We start from the raw sequence: 13,963 nt of genomic DNA on the forward strand, positions 1-13,963 counted from the left end.
CGGGCTCAGGCGGGGGTGGGTTCCGGCACCGCGTCCGCCACCCCGTTCACGATGCTCGGGTGGATGCCGAAGTCCTCGGCAATCAGGCGGGCCGTCATCTTGGCGCTCATCATCACGCTGGGGGTGCCGGCCCCCGGCTGCGCGCCCGCGCCCACCATGTAGAGGTTGCCCACGTCCTCGTGGCGGTTGTGCGGGCGGAAGAAGGCGCTCTGCACCAGCACCGGCTCCGGCCCGAAGGCGTTGCCCAGGTGCGCCTGCAGCGTGCCCTGGAAGTAATCGGGCGTGATGTAGGCCTGATGGGTCAGGCGGGCCCGCAGGTTGGGGATGTAGCCGCGCTCCTCCAGAAACTCCAGCACCCGCGCCACCAGCCGGGGGCCTTCCACGTCCCAGTTGAGGCCCGAGCCGTTGTGCGGCACCGGCACCAGCGTATAGGCGGCGTGGTGGCCGGGCGGGGCCAGCGAGGGGTCGGTGAGGGTGGGGATGTGCAGGTACTGGCTGAAGTCCTGGCCCAGCACCTTCTGCCCGAAGATCTCGCGCAGCAGCGCCTCGTAGCGCGGCCCCAGGATGATGTTGTGGTGCCGCAGGTCCAGCGGCCCCTCGTCCTGGAAGCCGAAGTAGATCACCAGCAGGCTCATGGACTGCCGGGCCAGCCGCACGCGGGCGTCGGTGTTGACCACCCGCGCCGAGCGGGGCAGCAGCTGCAGGTTGGTGGCGGCCCAGTCGGCGTTGCTGACCACCACGTCGGTGAGCAGCTCTTCGCCGGACTCCAGCCGCACGCCGCGCGCAGTGCGGCGGCCCGGCACCCGGCCGTCCACCAGAATCTGCTCCACACCCGCGCCGTAGCGCATCTGCCCGCCCAGCTCCTCGAACTTCTGCACGAAGGCCCGCACCAGCGCCCCGGTCCCGCCCATCGCGTAGTGGATGCCCCAGGTCTTTTCCACGAAATGGATCATCGCGTAGATGGCCGGCACCGACAACGGGTTGCCGCCCACCAGCAGCGTCTCGAAGCTGAACACCTGCCGCATCTTGGGGTTCTGGAAGTACTTGCTCGCAAAGCCGAAGAGGGTCCGCACCGCGTCCAGGCGCATCAGGTCCGGCACCACCGCCAGCATGCTGCCCACGTCGCCGAAGTGGGTGTAGCCCAGCTCCAGAAAGCCGCGCTCGAAGATGTCGCGGGCGTCGGCGTGGAAGCGCTCGTAGCCGTCCAGGTCCTCCGGCGCCAGCGCCTGGATCTGACGGCGGGTGCTCTCTGGGTCGCCGTCGTAGTCAAAGTAGGTGCCGTCGTCGAACCAGATGCGGTAGAACGGCAGGATCGGGCGCAGCCGCACGTAGCGCCGGGTGGCCGGACCGCCGCTGTCGCCGCTCCGGACGCGCTCAGCGGCGCGCACCTCCTCCGGGAAATCGGGGCCGCCCAGCTCGGCGCGGCCCCGCTGCAGCCGGAACAGTTCCTCGATGAAGTGCGGCACCGTGATGACGGTGGGCCCCATATCGAAGACGTAGCCGTCCGGGGTGCGGCGCTGGTAGGCGCGGCCGCCCGGCTGGTCCAGCCGTTCAAGAATGGTGGTCTGGAAGCCGAGGCTCTGCAGCCGGATGCCCAGTGCCAGCCCACCGATGCCCGCCCCGATGATCAGGGCGGTCTTGGGCCGGACGGGGGAACGGGTGGCGGGGAAGCTGGAGGACGGGGTCATGTGGCTTCAATTGTGCAGGCTGGCGCGCCCCGGCTTCGTATCTTTTGCTGGCAAGCGCGGCTAACTCAGCCGCAGTTCCCACCACGCCTGCGGCAGCATCAGCAGCTTGCGCGGGCCGCTCACCTGGGCGCGGCGGCTGAAGTTGTCGTAACCGTTGCGCTCCAGCGCGTCCAGAATGCCCTCGTAGGCGCGGGCGGCCGCCGCCACCGCCAGCCGCCCAGACCCGTGCAGGCACGGCAGGCCGGCGCGGCCCTCGGCGTACCACTGGCGGGCCAGCTGCGTCAGGTGCTGCATCAGGCGGCGGTATTCGGGCGTCACCTGCCCGGCGTGCAGCATCTGCACCGTCACCCCGAACTCGGCCATCAGGTCGGCCGGCAGGTAGATGCGGCCGCGCCCCAGGTCCTCGCCCACGTCACGCAGGATGTTGGTCAGCTGCATCGCCTGACCCAGCCGCACGGCGTGCTGCAGGGTCTGCTCGCCGCCGTGGTAGCCGCAGATCGGCGCGATCATGAAGCCCACCACGCCCGCCACCCGGCGGCAGTACAGCTCCAGCTCCGACAGTGTGCCGTAGCGGTGGCCCTCCAGGTCCATCCGCAGGCCCAGGTACAGCTCGCGGAAGGCACTTTCCGGAATCGGGTAGTGGCGGGCCGCCCAGCCGAGCGCCACGTCCACCGGGTCGGGGCCGGCCGCTCCGAACGCCAGCCGACCGGCCAGCGCCGACTGCACCCGCGCCCACCACTGACTCAGCGCGGCGGCACCTCCGCCCGGCTCATCCACGATGTCGTCGCCGCAGCGGCAGGCCGCGTACACCGCCCAGACCGCCTGCCGCTGCTGCAGCGGAAAGAAGCGCGAGCCGAAGTAGAAGGTCTTGGAGTGCTGGCGGGTCAATTCCCGGCAGTGCAGCATCGCCTGTTCCGGCGCGGGTTGGCTGGGGCGTCCACCGGCCGCCAGGACCGGTTCCGGCAGGACGCCACCACTCATCAGGTTGGGAGGTTCCTGTCTCACATCGGCTCCAGTCCCCGGCGCGGGTCAGTGCAACGTCCGGGTTTCTGCCTAGGAGTGTAAGCGGGCCGGCCAGCGTCTGAATTGCCGCTTTGTTACAGACTCGGCCACCACCCTGCCCAGACACCTCCCACCCTAGCGGTCCGGCAACGTTCCCGCCACCACCAGCGGCCAGGCGTCCGGGCCTTCAAAGCCCGGCTGGTAGGCGCGCAGCACCACGGCCACGGCGCTGCCCAGGCGCCAGCCGGTCTCCAGCTGATAGCTGCCCGCGCAGCGGCGGCTGGCCGGCAGCCGGGCGTCGGCCTGCAGGGGATGGCCGTTGACGCTCAGCCGCAGCCCGGCCGGTGGGTGGGCCGGGTCCGGGGCAGGGCAGCCGGACGGCAGGGCCACCCGGCTCAGCAGGAAGGTCAGGGTCCCGGCGGTCAGACGCTGCGGCAAGGCGGGCGGCCACGACTGCGGGGCGGGCGGCGCCACCACGAACAGCGGCTCACCCTGCACCGGGCTGAGCAGGGCGTAGCGCGCCAGGTCGCTGTGGTGGCGGGCCAGCAGCCGCGCGGCCACCCGCTCCGGGTCCGGCGTGCCAGTGCGTTCGGTGAGCTCGTCCAGCACCAGCAGCACGTTGCGCCGCACATCCGTGATCTGCAGCCGGGCGGCCGGGAAGCCGCTGCCGTCACGGACCCAGGCGCTGACCAGCAGGTGATAGCGGGCGTCCGGACTGAAGCCGTAGCGTGACAGCAGCGGCCGGTCGGCGGCATGTACGGAAAGCGAGAACAGCACCAGCAGGGCGAGCAGCAGGCGGCGCATGCTCCGAGTGTACAGAGAGCCACTCTGCTACAGTGAATCCATGTCCGCGCTGCCGAAGACGATGATGCGAATGCCCCCAGGCACGTAACCGCAGAGGTTGCTGTCTGGGGCGCTTGCTAGAGCGCCCCGCTTTTTTTGCCGAACCCACACGCTATGCTCCTGCGGAGGACCGCCCCTGATGACCAGACCCCAGAGTTTCTACATCACCACCGCGATTGACTACGCCAACGGCGCGCCGCACATCGGGCACGTGTTCGAGAAGATCCTGACCGACACGCTGGCCCGCTACCACCGGCTGGCCGGCTACGAGGTGCAGTTCCTGACCGGGACCGACGAACACGGCGAGAAGATCGCCAAGGCGGCGGCCAAGGCGGGCCAGACCCCCCAGAAGTTCGTGGACGACCTGTCGCTGAACGCCTTCAAGGGCCTGTGGGACCGGCTGGAGATCAGCTACGACGACTTCATCCGCACCACCGAGCCGCGCCACAAGCGCTACGTGCAGGACGTGCTGCAGCGCGTGTATGACAGCGGCGACATCTACTACGCCGAGTACGAGGGCCTGTACAGCGTGGGCGCCGAGCGCTACGTGACCGAGAAGGAACTGGTGAACGGCGTGTACCCCGGCGACAGCCAGCCGCCGGAACTGCGCCGCGAGGCCAACTACTTCTTCCGGATGGAGAAGTATCAGGCGTGGCTGCTCTCTCACCTGCAGACGCACCCGGAGTTCATCCAGCCGGCCGGCTACCGCAACGAGGTGCTGGAGATGCTGCGCGAGCCGATCGGCGACCTGAGCATCAGCCGGCCCAAGTCGCGGGTGCCGTGGGGCATCGAACTGCCCTGGGACCCGGACCACGTGACCTACGTATGGTTCGACGCGCTGCTCAACTACCTCTCGGCGCCCGCCTCGCAGGGCCGCCCGGAGCTGTTTCAGCACGCGTGGCACGTGATCGGCAAGGACATCCTCAAGCCGCACGCCATCTTCTGGCCCACCATGCTGAAGGCCGCCGGCCTGCCGCTCTACGAGAAGCTGGTGGTGCACGCGCACATCCTGGCCGAGGACGGACGCAAGATGGGCAAGAGCCTGGGCAACGCCATTGACCCGGTGGCCCTGCTGGACGAATACGGGGCCGACACGGTGCGCTACACGCTGCTGCGCGAGACCTCCCTGGGCGCCGACAGCCCCTACGGCGAGGGCATCCTGGTGGCCCGCCTGAACGCCGACCTCGCCAACGACCTGGGTAACCTGCTGTCGCGCCTGAGCAGCATGATCCAGAAGTACTGCGGCGGCGTGATTCCGGCGAGCGGCGCGCCGGGCGAGCGCGAGCGCGGCATCGAGGCGGCGGCGCGCGCGCTGCCGGGCCGGGTGCTGGGGCTGGCCCGCGACCTGAAGCTGAACATGGCGCTGGAAGCCGCGATGGAATTCGTGCGCGACCTGAACCGCTACATCGCCGAGAGCCGCCCCTGGGACCTGGCCAAGTCGCCGGACACCGCCACTCAGCTGCACACGGTGCTGTACACCGCCGCCGAGGGGCTGCGGGTGGCCAGCGTGGCGCTGGAGGCGGCCATTCCCGCCAAGGCCGCCGAGCTGCGCGCCCAGCTGGGGCTGGGGGGCCAGCAGTACCGCCTGGAGGCCGCCTGGGGCCTGACCCCGCCCGGCACGGTGCTGCAGCCGGGCGCGGTGCTGTTCCCCAAGCCGGACCCCGACAAACTCACCCGAAACGAGAAGCCCGTGACCGACATCAAACAGAAGCCCGAAGCCACCCTGCCCGCCGCCCCCGACGCCACGCCCGCGCCTAAGCCGGAGGTGGCCGAGATCAGCATCGACGACTTTGCCCGCATTGACCTGCGGGTGGCCGAGGTGGTGGCGGCCGAGGCGGTGGAAAAGGCGGACAAGCTGCTGAAGCTGACCGTGCGGCTGGGCGATGAGGAGCGGGTGGTGGTGAGCGGCATCCGCAAGTGGTTCACGCCGGAGCAGCTGGTGGGCCGCCGGGTGGTGGTGGTGGCCAACCTGAAACCGGTCAAACTGCGCGGCATCCTCTCGCACGGCATGATCCTGGCGGCCGAAGACGAATACGGCAACCTGGACGTGGTGGGGCCACAGCTGGAACTGCCGGGCGGCACCAAGGTCCGCTAGACCGCCAGCACTGTGAAGCGGGCCACGGTGCAGACCGGTGGCCCGCTGTCGTCTGAGCGGGCGCTTCGGGTATGCTCGCTGCCAGGACCGGTGCCCTGGCCCGTGACGTGACCGCTGACGTGCACCGGCCCGGAGGTCCGTCTATGAAGCGATGGAGCGTTGCCGCCCTGCTGCTGCTGACCGCGTGTATGCCTGCCCTGCCGCATGTGGCCCGGCCGGGCGCCACTCCATTTACCGACTACGTGGCGATCGGGGACAGCATCACGGCCGGGTTTCAGTCGGGCGGCCTGACCGCCGAGTCGCAGCGGGCCTCCTACGCCCACCTGCTGGGGGAGCGCGGTGGCCTGGACCTGCCGATGCCGGAGGTGCAGGCGCCCGGCTGCCCGCCGCCGGTGAACGTGGGCGGCCCCAGGAACTGTGCCCGCGCGATGCCGGACGTCGTCTCGAACGTGGTCGCGGTGCCCGGCGCCAAGGTGGGCGACGTGCTGGAAAGCACCGACACGCACGTCACCAACCCCGACCCGCAGCTGTACGACCCGGACCTCTACCGGGCCATCCTGGGGCCGAACACGACCCAGCTGCAGGCGGCCCTGGCCCGCCACCCGAAATTCGTCACCATCTGGATCGGCAACAACGACGTGCTGCTGCCGACCCTGCGTGGCCAGCCGGACCAGTCCACGCCACTCGACCAGTTCCGGACCAGCTACGCGTCACTGCTGAGCCAGCTGAAAGCGGGCGGCGTGGAGCACCTCCTGGTGATGACGGTGCCGGACGTGACGCGGGTGCCGGCCCTGATTCCGGTGCGGCTGCTGCGGCTGGCCGGCGTGGTGGATGCCAGCTGCCAGGGCCAGAACGTCTACTTCGGCAGCGTGGTGGTCGGCCGTGCCAGCAAGGAGCGGCCGCTGTCCTGCAGCTCACCCGACGCGCTGACCGCCGAGGAATACGCCCGGGCGCAGCAGATCGTCACGCAGTACAACAGCGCGATCCGGACGCTGGCCGCCGAGTACGGCGCGCCGGTCTTCGACGTGAACACGGTGCTCGACAGGCTGCCGGGCCGCCCGCTGATTCCCACCGCCGCCTCTCCCTTCGGCCGATCCTTCAGTCTGGACGGGGTTCATCCCAGCAACTTCGCCCACCAGCGCTTCGCGCGGGAGCTGGCCGTGTTCATCAACCAGCAGTTCGGCACCGACCTGGACATCCGGCCCTGAGCGTCCCTCACAGCTGCCGCAGCCAGCGCTCCGCTTCGTTCGGCGTGCTGAAGTGCAGGACCTGAAGGTGCGGGAAGCGGGCCAGCTGAGCCGGCACGGTGCGCCGCCGCTGCCAGTGGGTGCGGAAGAACCACGCCAGAATGCCGTCCCGCGAGAGCAGGTTCAGGCCCAGCTGTTCCCGGTTGCCGTTCCATAGTTCTTCTCGCGTCAGGCCACGCCGCAGCGTGCGCCGCAGCAGCCGCCAGAACACCAGCGGGGCCGGGTAGTCCAGCCAGATGAGGGTGTCGGCCCGCGCCCAGCCGATGTCCTGCGCTTTGGTGTAGTTGCCGTCCATCACCCAGCCGTCCTGGGCCGTGAAGCGCGCCACCGACGCCCGAAACTGCTCCAGCGGCGCCTCCTGCCAGCCGGGCAGGTGGTTCCAGGCGTCCTGCTCGGCATGCGGCACCCCCAGCTTCCCGGCCACGGCGCGGGCCAGCGTGGTCTTGCCGCTGCCGGTGGTTCCGGTCACGATCACGCGGCGCGGGGTGAGAGGCGTCATCCGGACAGGAGGGCAGAACAGGCTGGCCGCCGGCATCCGCCACCTGGCGGAGGGGCAGCCGGGGCCATCACACCTGACGCATCAGCAGCAGCGCGCCGCGGGCCGGCACTTCCAGGTACGCGCTCTCGTGAAGCTGGTACTCCTGGCCGCTCAGGGCGTCGCGGTAGCGGCCCGGCACCAGCCCGCCCAGGGTGGCCATCTGCGGCTGCAGGGCGGTGTTCATCAGGACGTGCACCGCCTCGCGGGCGTACACGCGCCGGTAGGCCAGCAGGTCGTGGCCGGCATACAGCACCTCGAAGGTGCCGCGCTGCAGCGCCCGGCTGCTGTGGCGGGCCGCCGTCAGCCGGCGGATCAGCGCCAGGGTGGGCAGGTGCCACGCGTCCGGCTGATCCCAGGGAAAGGCCCGCCGGCAGTCCGGGTCCGGGCCGCCCGGCAGCCCGATCTCGTCGCCGTAGTACAGGCAGGGAGCGCCCAGGTACGTCAGCTGGAAGGTCAGGGCCAGCAGGTGCGCGGTGTGGTCGCCGCCCACCGCCGTGAGATAGCGCGCGGTGTCGTGGCTGTCCAGCAGGTTCAGCTGCGCCTGCACGATCTCCAGGCTGTACATCTGCGACACGGTGGCCATCCGCTCGGCGAACTGCTCGGCGGTCATCGGATGCACGATCCCGGTGCCGCTGACCTCGTTCATGCGGTTGTCGAGGGTGTGCGCCCCGAAGTACGCCAGGCAGGGCCGGGTGAACGGGTAGTTCATGACGGCGTCGAACTGGTCGCCGGCCAGCCAGCGGTGCGCGTCACCCCAGATCTCGCCCACGATGTAGGCCTCCGGGTTGATGGCCTTCACCCGGCGGCGGAACTCGCGCCAGAACTCGTCGTCATCGATCTCGTTCGGCACGTCCAGCCGCCAGCCGTCGATGCCGAAGCGCATCCAGTACTCGGCCACGTCCCACAGGAACTCGCGCACCGCCTGGGTGTTGGTGTTGAACTTGGGCAGCGCCCGGTTGCCCCACCACGCCTGATAGTGGGCCGGGTGGCGGTCGTCGTAGGGGCTGAGCGGAAACGGCCCCACGTGGAACCAGTCCAGGTACGCGCTGCCCTCGCCCTGCTCCAGAATGTCGTTGAACTGGAAAAAGCCTCGGGAGGCGTGGTTGAACACCCCGTCCAGCACCACCCGGATGCCGCGGGCGTGCGCGGCGTCCACCAGTTCGCGCAGGGCGTCGTTGCCGCCCAGCATCGGGTCCACCTGGTAGTAGTCGTGGGTGTGGTAGCGGTGATTGCTGGCCGACTGGAACACCGGACAGAAGTAGATGGCGTTGACGCCCAGCGAGGCGATGTGGTCCAGGCGCTCCACCACGCCCAGCAGGTCGCCACCCTGGTAGCGGTTGGTCTCGGGCGCGTCACCCCAGGCCTGCAGGTGGCCGGCTTTGCGAACCCGCGTGCTGCGGGCGAAACGGTCAGGAAAGATCTGGTAGAACACGGCGTCCTTGACCCAGTCGGGGGTGCGAATACTCACACGTCCCAGTGTAGAGGTCCGGAGGTGACAGCCATCTGACAGGGTGGGCTCAGCCGCGCCGCTCCGCCCAGTCCCGCAGCCACACCCGCGCCTCCTCCGGGGTGTGGATCTCACCCAGCGCCCGCGCCTCGGCCAGTGCGGCGACCGCCTCCCCCACCGCTGGTCCGGGCGCCAGAGACAGCAGCTGCATCACCTCCTGGCCGCGCAGCAGCGGCGCGGGCGCGCTCGGCTGCTCCTCCAGGGCGGCCAGCACCCGGTCCATGCCCTGCTGATAGTACCGACGGGAAGCGGCGCTGGACTGCGGGCCACGGGCCGCCTCCCGGTCCGCCAGCATCAGCTGCAGCAGGTCCGGCAGCAGCTCACGGCGGCGGTGTACGAAGCGCCGGGCCTCGCGCTCGTTCTGTGGCAGCGGCACCATATGCGCGGCGACCAGAGCAGACACCCGCGTTTCCAGGGCGGCGGGCGCCTTCAGCCGGGCCAACATGCTTCCGGCCAGCTCAGCGCCGAGCCGGGCGTGGCCGTAGTAGTGGGTCTGGCCGCCCTCCATGCTGCGGCTGCGCGGCTTGCCCACGTCGTGCAGCAGGGTGGCCCAGCGCAGGGCCAGCGGCGCCTCTGGAAAGCGCTGCACCAGCTGGTGCAGCGCCTCCACGTTGTGCTGGAACACGTCCAGGTGATGAAAGCCGCCCTGCTCCACTCCCAGCCCCTCGCGCAGCTCTGGCAGCCAGCGCTGCAGCAGGTGCAGCTCTTCGAGCAGCCGCACCCCGCGCGCCGCCTGTGGATGCAGCAGCAGCGCGTGCAGTTCCTCGCGGACGCGCTCCGCTGCCGGAGATGGCCAGTCCTCGCCGGCCAGCCGGATCACGGCCTCCCGGGTCTGCGGCTCGATGCGGAAGCCCAGCGTGATGGACAGCCGCGCCGCCCGAAGCAGGCGCAGCGGATCGGAGCGGAGGTTGGCCTCGCTGACCATCCGCAGGGTGCGGGCGCGCAGGTCCCGCTGCCCTTCGGAGGGGTCATGCACCTGTCCGTCCGGGGCCAGGGCCAGCGCGTTCACCGTGAAGTCGCGGCGCAGCAGTTCCGACGTCAGGTCGGCGGGCAGCGGCACCACGTCATGCTGCTCCTCCGCTGGACCGACCACCCGGTAATACCCACGCTCCTGATCGAGGGCGAAGACGGCGCCGTCCAGCTGCCGGCCCAGCCATTCCGCGGCCAGCTCAGGATCGGGGGCGGCCCAGTCCCAGTCGCCCGGAGCGGCACCACGCAGCAGGTCACGGGCCGCCCCGCCCACCAGCAGCGCCCCCGGCGGCCAGCGCCGGGGCAGGGTCAGCCGCCTGCGCCACATGGCCGGAGTGTAGCGTCCGGAGGTGCCGGCGCGGCTGACGCCAGCTTTCTATACTTCAGCTATGCGCCCCGTCCTGCTGCCCTGCTTCTTGCTGGCGCTGATCAGTGTGCCGCTCAGCGCCTGTGCCCCCAGAATGGGTTCTCCCAACCTCAGCGCGGCAGCCCCAGTCGCCACATGGCCCTCACCCCTGACGCCCCGACCGCCCGGCAGCCCGGACGTGCTGCTGCTGAGCATCTCCGGCCGCTGTCCACCCCCCTGCCTGAACGCCCCGGACGACAACACCGAGTACTTGGCGCGGCGCGGCGTGGTGCAGGCGCTGACCCGCACGCTGCAGGACGCTGGCCTGAGCGTGCAGAGCTCCACGGCCGCCGCCCACCTGACCCTCCACCGGCCGCACGGCAGCACCGAGGACGTGCCGGGCTTCCTGCAGGTGGAGGCGCAGCTGACGACGGCGTATCAGCGCTGGATGGTGGGCCGCCGCAATCCCACCCGCATCGTGCTGCTGGCGCACTCACACGGGGTGGTGTGGACGCATGCGCTGGCCCGCGCCCACCCGGAGATTCTGGTGGCCGCCCTGATTGACCTGGACGGCCTGTGTGACGTGTGGGAACGCGACAACGCCCGGATCATCCAGGCCTATGTGCGGCAGCTGGGCCACAACCCCTGGCCGTTCAACCTCGCCGACAGCTGCGGCTCCGTGATGGCCGGACATCTGAGGTACGACCTCAAGGACGTGGTGACCGACAACGTGGAACGCAATCTGGAGGTCGAGAGCCAGCGTTTTGCGGGCCGCTCCACCGAGCCGCTGATCGGGCCGTATGGGGCCAACTACGCCTTCGATCTGGTGCGCAACGTCCGCACCGACGGCAGCCGCCGCGGCATCCAGACCTTCGTGGCCAGCACCCAGAACCACAGTCAGGTGACGCAGACGGACGGGCCGGCCCTGCGCTGGGTGCAGCTGCAACTGGCCGCACTGGCCCGCGGCTGGGCCACGCCCCCGGCGCCGTGAGCGGCTGTACAAGGCCGGCGCACTCTGCTACCCTTGGGGACGCTGGGGACATAGCTCAGCGGGAGAGCGCCTGCTTTGCAAGCAGGATGTCCGGGGTTCGAATCCCCGTGTCTCCACCAGCACGGCAAGCCGCGCCCAGACGGCAGAAAAGTGGCCCAGGTTGATCCTGGGCCACTCTCATATTCACCCGCTTCGGGGATGCTGGGCGCTTACGAGGCGCTTAGAGCTGAGTCGTGACTTAGAAACCGGGCACCATGACCTCGATCACCCGCGCTCTCTCCTCGGCCAGAGTTACCCGGTACGTGCGTGCCAGCAGCACAGTGTTGCTGTGGCCGATCTGGGACGCCACGGTCTCCTCCGAAGCGCCATTCTTCAGGGCGTGGGTGATGTAGGTCCTGCGGGCATCGTGAATGGTCAGGTGACGGACCCCGATCCGCCTGCACAGCCGCGCATGCGCCCGGCTCCAGTTATCAGCCCACTGGGGCTTCCCCTCTCCAGTGGTGAACACGTACCCGGTCTCGGTCCAGAGCGGGCCAGCACGCTGCCGCAGCAAGTCCTGCCGCGCCCGCTGCTCATCCAGCAGCTTCATAGCCACGCTGCTCAGCGGGAAGCGGCGCGTGCCTGCCTTCGTCTTGGTGGTCCCGTCCGACCTCTGCTGGGCGTCCATGCTGTCGTGTATGAACGCCACCGTGCCCTTGATGTCTGACCACTTCAGGCTCAGCACCTCGCCACGGCGCATCCCAGTCACCAGGGCAAATGCCGTCATCATGCCGAACGGACCGGTATCGCTGCGGCCCGCCGCCACTAGCTGGCCCCGCTCCTCCTCGGTGTAAACGTCCAGCTGGCGCACTGCCTGTACCTTCTTGGGCTTGGTGAACCTGTTCAGCGCTGGGTTGCTGCTGATGATGCCCCGGCTCACCGCCCACTCCAGCGCCTGAGAGACCCGCTGGTGGGCCATCACCCGCGTGCGCTGCAGGCTGGTCTGCGCCAACAGCTGCTGCCACTCGGTCAGCACGTCAATGTTCACCGCCCGCACCCGCTTGGTGCCCAGGTACGGCAGGACATGCAGCCGGATCACGGACTGGTACGACTCCAGCGTCTTCGGCCTCAGTTCCATCGCCCGCAGCTCCAGCCACTGCTCCAGCAGCTCAGACATCCGCATATCAGGGAAGCGATCCGCCACGTTCTGGCGCTGCTCGCTGGCCTTGGCCTTAGCCAGCTCCAGGGCTCGCCTCCCAGCAGCCTTAGCGTGCGCTGGGTTGTTCGGGTGGCTGACGTTGCCGCTCAGGCGCTTCTTCTCGCCATCAGGCAGGGACACCCAGACCTCCCAGCGCACCCGGATGGGCCGCTCGTCCTTCGCGCTGACCACCCGGACAGTCCCTGCACCTCGCACCCCGCGCTCTCTCGGCTGATTGGGCATGCGCCCATTTTAGCGCCCGGAGCAGGATATCTCAAGTTCGATCTCACCAGATCGATTTACGCCCTAATCAGCCATGCTGATTCACAGCTGCTTTCCAGCACGCACAGCTCCGTATCAGCCTTACGTTCACAACATATGGCGTCCGGCACTGGTGGCGAGTGTTCACTCCGTAACCCGCTTGAATCAGGTTGGGTGGTATGGCCGCTGCACTCGCTTCCGCCCTTGACGGCTCCAAGTTAGAAGAGGGTTGCGGGAGGCTGGCCTACTTCGCTGCTGACCGGCGTGAGGGGGCTGCAATGCGAGTCCAGCTACGCTGCTTCTTGCCCGTATGCTGAGCCATGATCAAGCGACCGGATCGAAGGACAGTGCTGCAGACGGTATTGGCCCTGGTTGTCCTGCTGAGCCTGGGCGCAGCACTGTTCATCGCCTTTGTACGCCCGCCCTTGCTGAAATATGGCAGCGCTGGCGGGGTTGTTGACGGTCGCTCGCTCTGTGCGGCAGAAGGCGAACGGGCAGCTGAGGCTGCAAATCCCTTCGCTCAGTTCTTTCCCGGTGCCGAATCAAAGAAGGTGGCTGCGGTAAGAAATCGGGCAGTGGTGGACTGCTTGAGCGAGACAGCCGTGAACACCCCTCTCCTCCTGGTCCGCGTGCTCTTGCTGCTGGTCCCAGCCACAGCAGCGGCTGCTTACAGCAGACGGCTGCAGTTCGGGTGATGAGCGACCGTGGAGCGCTGTCGGCCCTCTGACTCCAGACGTGCTCTGAAGTGTGTTACGCACCCGTCTCTGGCAGGCGACAATGGCAGGGATGAACATGACCCAGCGGAGCGCCCTTGTCGATCAACTCCTTGCCACCTACCGCCCCAAGTTCCCTGAAGCCGCAGAACTCGGGGGGCAAGTCGCCCTCGATCCCGATAACCTTGAATTCTGGGTCCAGTATCGGCCAGCAGTGCCCGGCCCGATCTACTCAGGCGGCTTTTACGTCTCGTTCGAGGCTGTTGAGCAGCCAAATGGTCGTGAGCTGGCCGCCGAGGGGTTGGAGCAGCTACTGGCGATCACCAAGAGCAACAGGTTGCCTGAGAGCGATGGTGGGAAGGCCCCGGCTCTGATCCGGCTCACCGTGGCGCGGGGATGGGAGTACCTGAGCGGCTATCAGCAGCAGGGGTAGCGAGGTCATCCAGCGCCAAACGCCACCCACGGAGGGCAGATGGTAAGCATCTGCGGCATGTTTGCCGTGACCTGCTGTCGCCATAACCTTGCTCCAGCACGCAAAGCCATCTGCAACATCAGCTCAAAGTCGCACCAGCGCTGGTATCCCGCC

The 13,963-nt window shown here is 69.0% G+C and carries 12 protein-coding genes and 1 tRNA gene; 6 read left to right on the top strand and 7 right to left on the bottom strand.

Annotated elements, in window-relative coordinates; translation table 11 throughout:
• Positions 1 to 5: 5 nt before the first annotated feature.
• From crtI to ABOD76_RS05355, 3 genes are all read right to left on the bottom strand, one after another.
• The gene (crtI, locus tag ABOD76_RS05345) at positions 6 to 1,688 is read right to left on the bottom strand and encodes a phytoene desaturase family protein (RefSeq protein ID WP_350243768.1); all 1,683 of its coding nucleotides are present in this window, start codon (positions 1,686 to 1,688) and stop codon (positions 6 to 8) included.
• A 60-nt stretch (positions 1,689 to 1,748) separates the two neighbouring features.
• A complete protein-coding gene (locus tag ABOD76_RS05350) occupies positions 1,749 to 2,594 on the bottom strand; it encodes a phytoene/squalene synthase family protein (protein ID WP_350245321.1) in 846 nt (281 codons plus the stop codon).
• A 231-nt stretch (positions 2,595 to 2,825) separates the two neighbouring features.
• The gene (locus ABOD76_RS05355; RefSeq protein WP_350243769.1) at positions 2,826 to 3,494 is read right to left on the bottom strand and encodes a DUF2259 domain-containing protein; all 669 of its coding nucleotides are present in this window, start codon (positions 3,492 to 3,494) and stop codon (positions 2,826 to 2,828) included.
• A gap of 178 nt (positions 3,495 to 3,672) precedes the next feature.
• On the opposite strand from ABOD76_RS05355, the gene metG reads away from it, so the two are divergent.
• Positions 3,673 to 5,628: a methionine--tRNA ligase gene (metG, locus tag ABOD76_RS05360; protein ID WP_350243770.1), complete on the top strand. Its 1,956-nt coding sequence runs from the start codon at positions 3,673 to 3,675 to the stop codon at positions 5,626 to 5,628.
• 143 nt (positions 5,629 to 5,771) lie between these two features.
• A complete protein-coding gene (locus tag ABOD76_RS05365; protein WP_350243771.1) occupies positions 5,772 to 6,836 on the top strand; it encodes an SGNH/GDSL hydrolase family protein in 1,065 nt (354 codons plus the stop codon).
• Between the two features lie 7 nt (positions 6,837 to 6,843).
• Here ABOD76_RS05365 and ABOD76_RS05370 read toward each other — a convergent pair whose 3' ends face one another.
• From ABOD76_RS05370 to ABOD76_RS05380, 3 genes are all read right to left on the bottom strand, one after another.
• Positions 6,844 to 7,374, bottom strand: a complete 531-nt coding sequence (locus tag ABOD76_RS05370; RefSeq protein ID WP_350243772.1) for an AAA family ATPase — start codon at positions 7,372 to 7,374, stop codon at positions 6,844 to 6,846.
• A 67-nt stretch (positions 7,375 to 7,441) separates the two neighbouring features.
• Positions 7,442 to 8,881 (bottom strand): glycoside hydrolase family 13 protein, encoded by a 1,440-nt coding sequence (locus tag ABOD76_RS05375; protein WP_350243773.1) that lies wholly within the window; start codon positions 8,879 to 8,881, stop codon positions 7,442 to 7,444.
• A gap of 49 nt (positions 8,882 to 8,930) precedes the next feature.
• A complete protein-coding gene (locus tag ABOD76_RS05380; RefSeq protein ID WP_350243774.1) occupies positions 8,931 to 10,217 on the bottom strand; it encodes an HD domain-containing protein in 1,287 nt (428 codons plus the stop codon).
• Positions 10,218 to 10,278: 61 nt separating this feature from the next.
• Between ABOD76_RS05380 and ABOD76_RS05385 the strand changes: the two genes are divergently transcribed.
• On the top strand, positions 10,279 to 11,226 hold the full coding sequence (locus ABOD76_RS05385) for a hypothetical protein (RefSeq protein WP_350243775.1): 948 nt from the start codon (positions 10,279 to 10,281) through the stop codon (positions 11,224 to 11,226).
• Between the two features lie 44 nt (positions 11,227 to 11,270).
• A tRNA-Ala gene (locus ABOD76_RS05390) sits at positions 11,271 to 11,345 on the top strand.
• Between the two features lie 119 nt (positions 11,346 to 11,464).
• Here the strand turns inward: ABOD76_RS05390 and ABOD76_RS05395 are convergent.
• The gene (locus tag ABOD76_RS05395) at positions 11,465 to 12,646 is read right to left on the bottom strand and encodes a tyrosine-type recombinase/integrase (RefSeq protein WP_350243776.1); all 1,182 of its coding nucleotides are present in this window, start codon (positions 12,644 to 12,646) and stop codon (positions 11,465 to 11,467) included.
• Between the two features lie 338 nt (positions 12,647 to 12,984).
• Between ABOD76_RS05395 and ABOD76_RS05400 the strand changes: the two genes are divergently transcribed.
• Complete coding sequence (locus tag ABOD76_RS05400; RefSeq protein WP_350243777.1) at positions 12,985 to 13,359, top strand: hypothetical protein; 375 nt, start codon at positions 12,985 to 12,987, stop codon at positions 13,357 to 13,359.
• 91 nt (positions 13,360 to 13,450) lie between these two features.
• Positions 13,451 to 13,810, top strand: coding sequence for a hypothetical protein (locus ABOD76_RS05405; RefSeq protein WP_350243778.1), 360 nt, complete (start codon positions 13,451 to 13,453; stop codon positions 13,808 to 13,810).
• The last annotated feature ends 153 nt before the right edge of the window (positions 13,811 to 13,963 follow it).

Origin of the sequence: Deinococcus sonorensis KR-87 (assembly GCF_040256395.1) — a bacterium.
GTDB lineage: Bacteria > Deinococcota > Deinococci > Deinococcales > Deinococcaceae > Deinococcus > Deinococcus sonorensis.

What these genes read in the sequence shown, in the direction of transcription:
- crtI (WP_350243768.1), bottom strand. Translation starts at nt 1,688, where the DNA reads ATGACCCCGTCCTCCAGCTTCCCCGCCACCCGTTCCCCCGTCCGGCCC.
- ABOD76_RS05350 (WP_350245321.1), bottom strand. Translation starts at nt 2,594, where the DNA reads ATGCTGCACTGCCGGGAATTGACCCGCCAGCACTCCAAGACCTTCTAC.
- ABOD76_RS05355 (WP_350243769.1), bottom strand. Translation starts at nt 3,494, where the DNA reads ATGCGCCGCCTGCTGCTCGCCCTGCTGGTGCTGTTCTCGCTTTCCGTA.
- metG (WP_350243770.1), top strand. Translation starts at nt 3,673, where the DNA reads ATGACCAGACCCCAGAGTTTCTACATCACCACCGCGATTGACTACGCC.
- ABOD76_RS05365 (WP_350243771.1), top strand. Translation starts at nt 5,772, where the DNA reads ATGAAGCGATGGAGCGTTGCCGCCCTGCTGCTGCTGACCGCGTGTATG.
- ABOD76_RS05370 (WP_350243772.1), bottom strand. Translation starts at nt 7,374, where the DNA reads ATGACGCCTCTCACCCCGCGCCGCGTGATCGTGACCGGAACCACCGGC.
- ABOD76_RS05380 (WP_350243774.1), bottom strand. Translation starts at nt 10,217, where the DNA reads ATGTGGCGCAGGCGGCTGACCCTGCCCCGGCGCTGGCCGCCGGGGGCG.
- ABOD76_RS05385 (WP_350243775.1), top strand. Translation starts at nt 10,279, where the DNA reads ATGCGCCCCGTCCTGCTGCCCTGCTTCTTGCTGGCGCTGATCAGTGTG.
- ABOD76_RS05395 (WP_350243776.1), bottom strand. Translation starts at nt 12,646, where the DNA reads ATGCCCAATCAGCCGAGAGAGCGCGGGGTGCGAGGTGCAGGGACTGTC.
- ABOD76_RS05400 (WP_350243777.1), top strand. Translation starts at nt 12,985, where the DNA reads ATGATCAAGCGACCGGATCGAAGGACAGTGCTGCAGACGGTATTGGCC.
- ABOD76_RS05405 (WP_350243778.1), top strand. Translation starts at nt 13,451, where the DNA reads ATGAACATGACCCAGCGGAGCGCCCTTGTCGATCAACTCCTTGCCACC.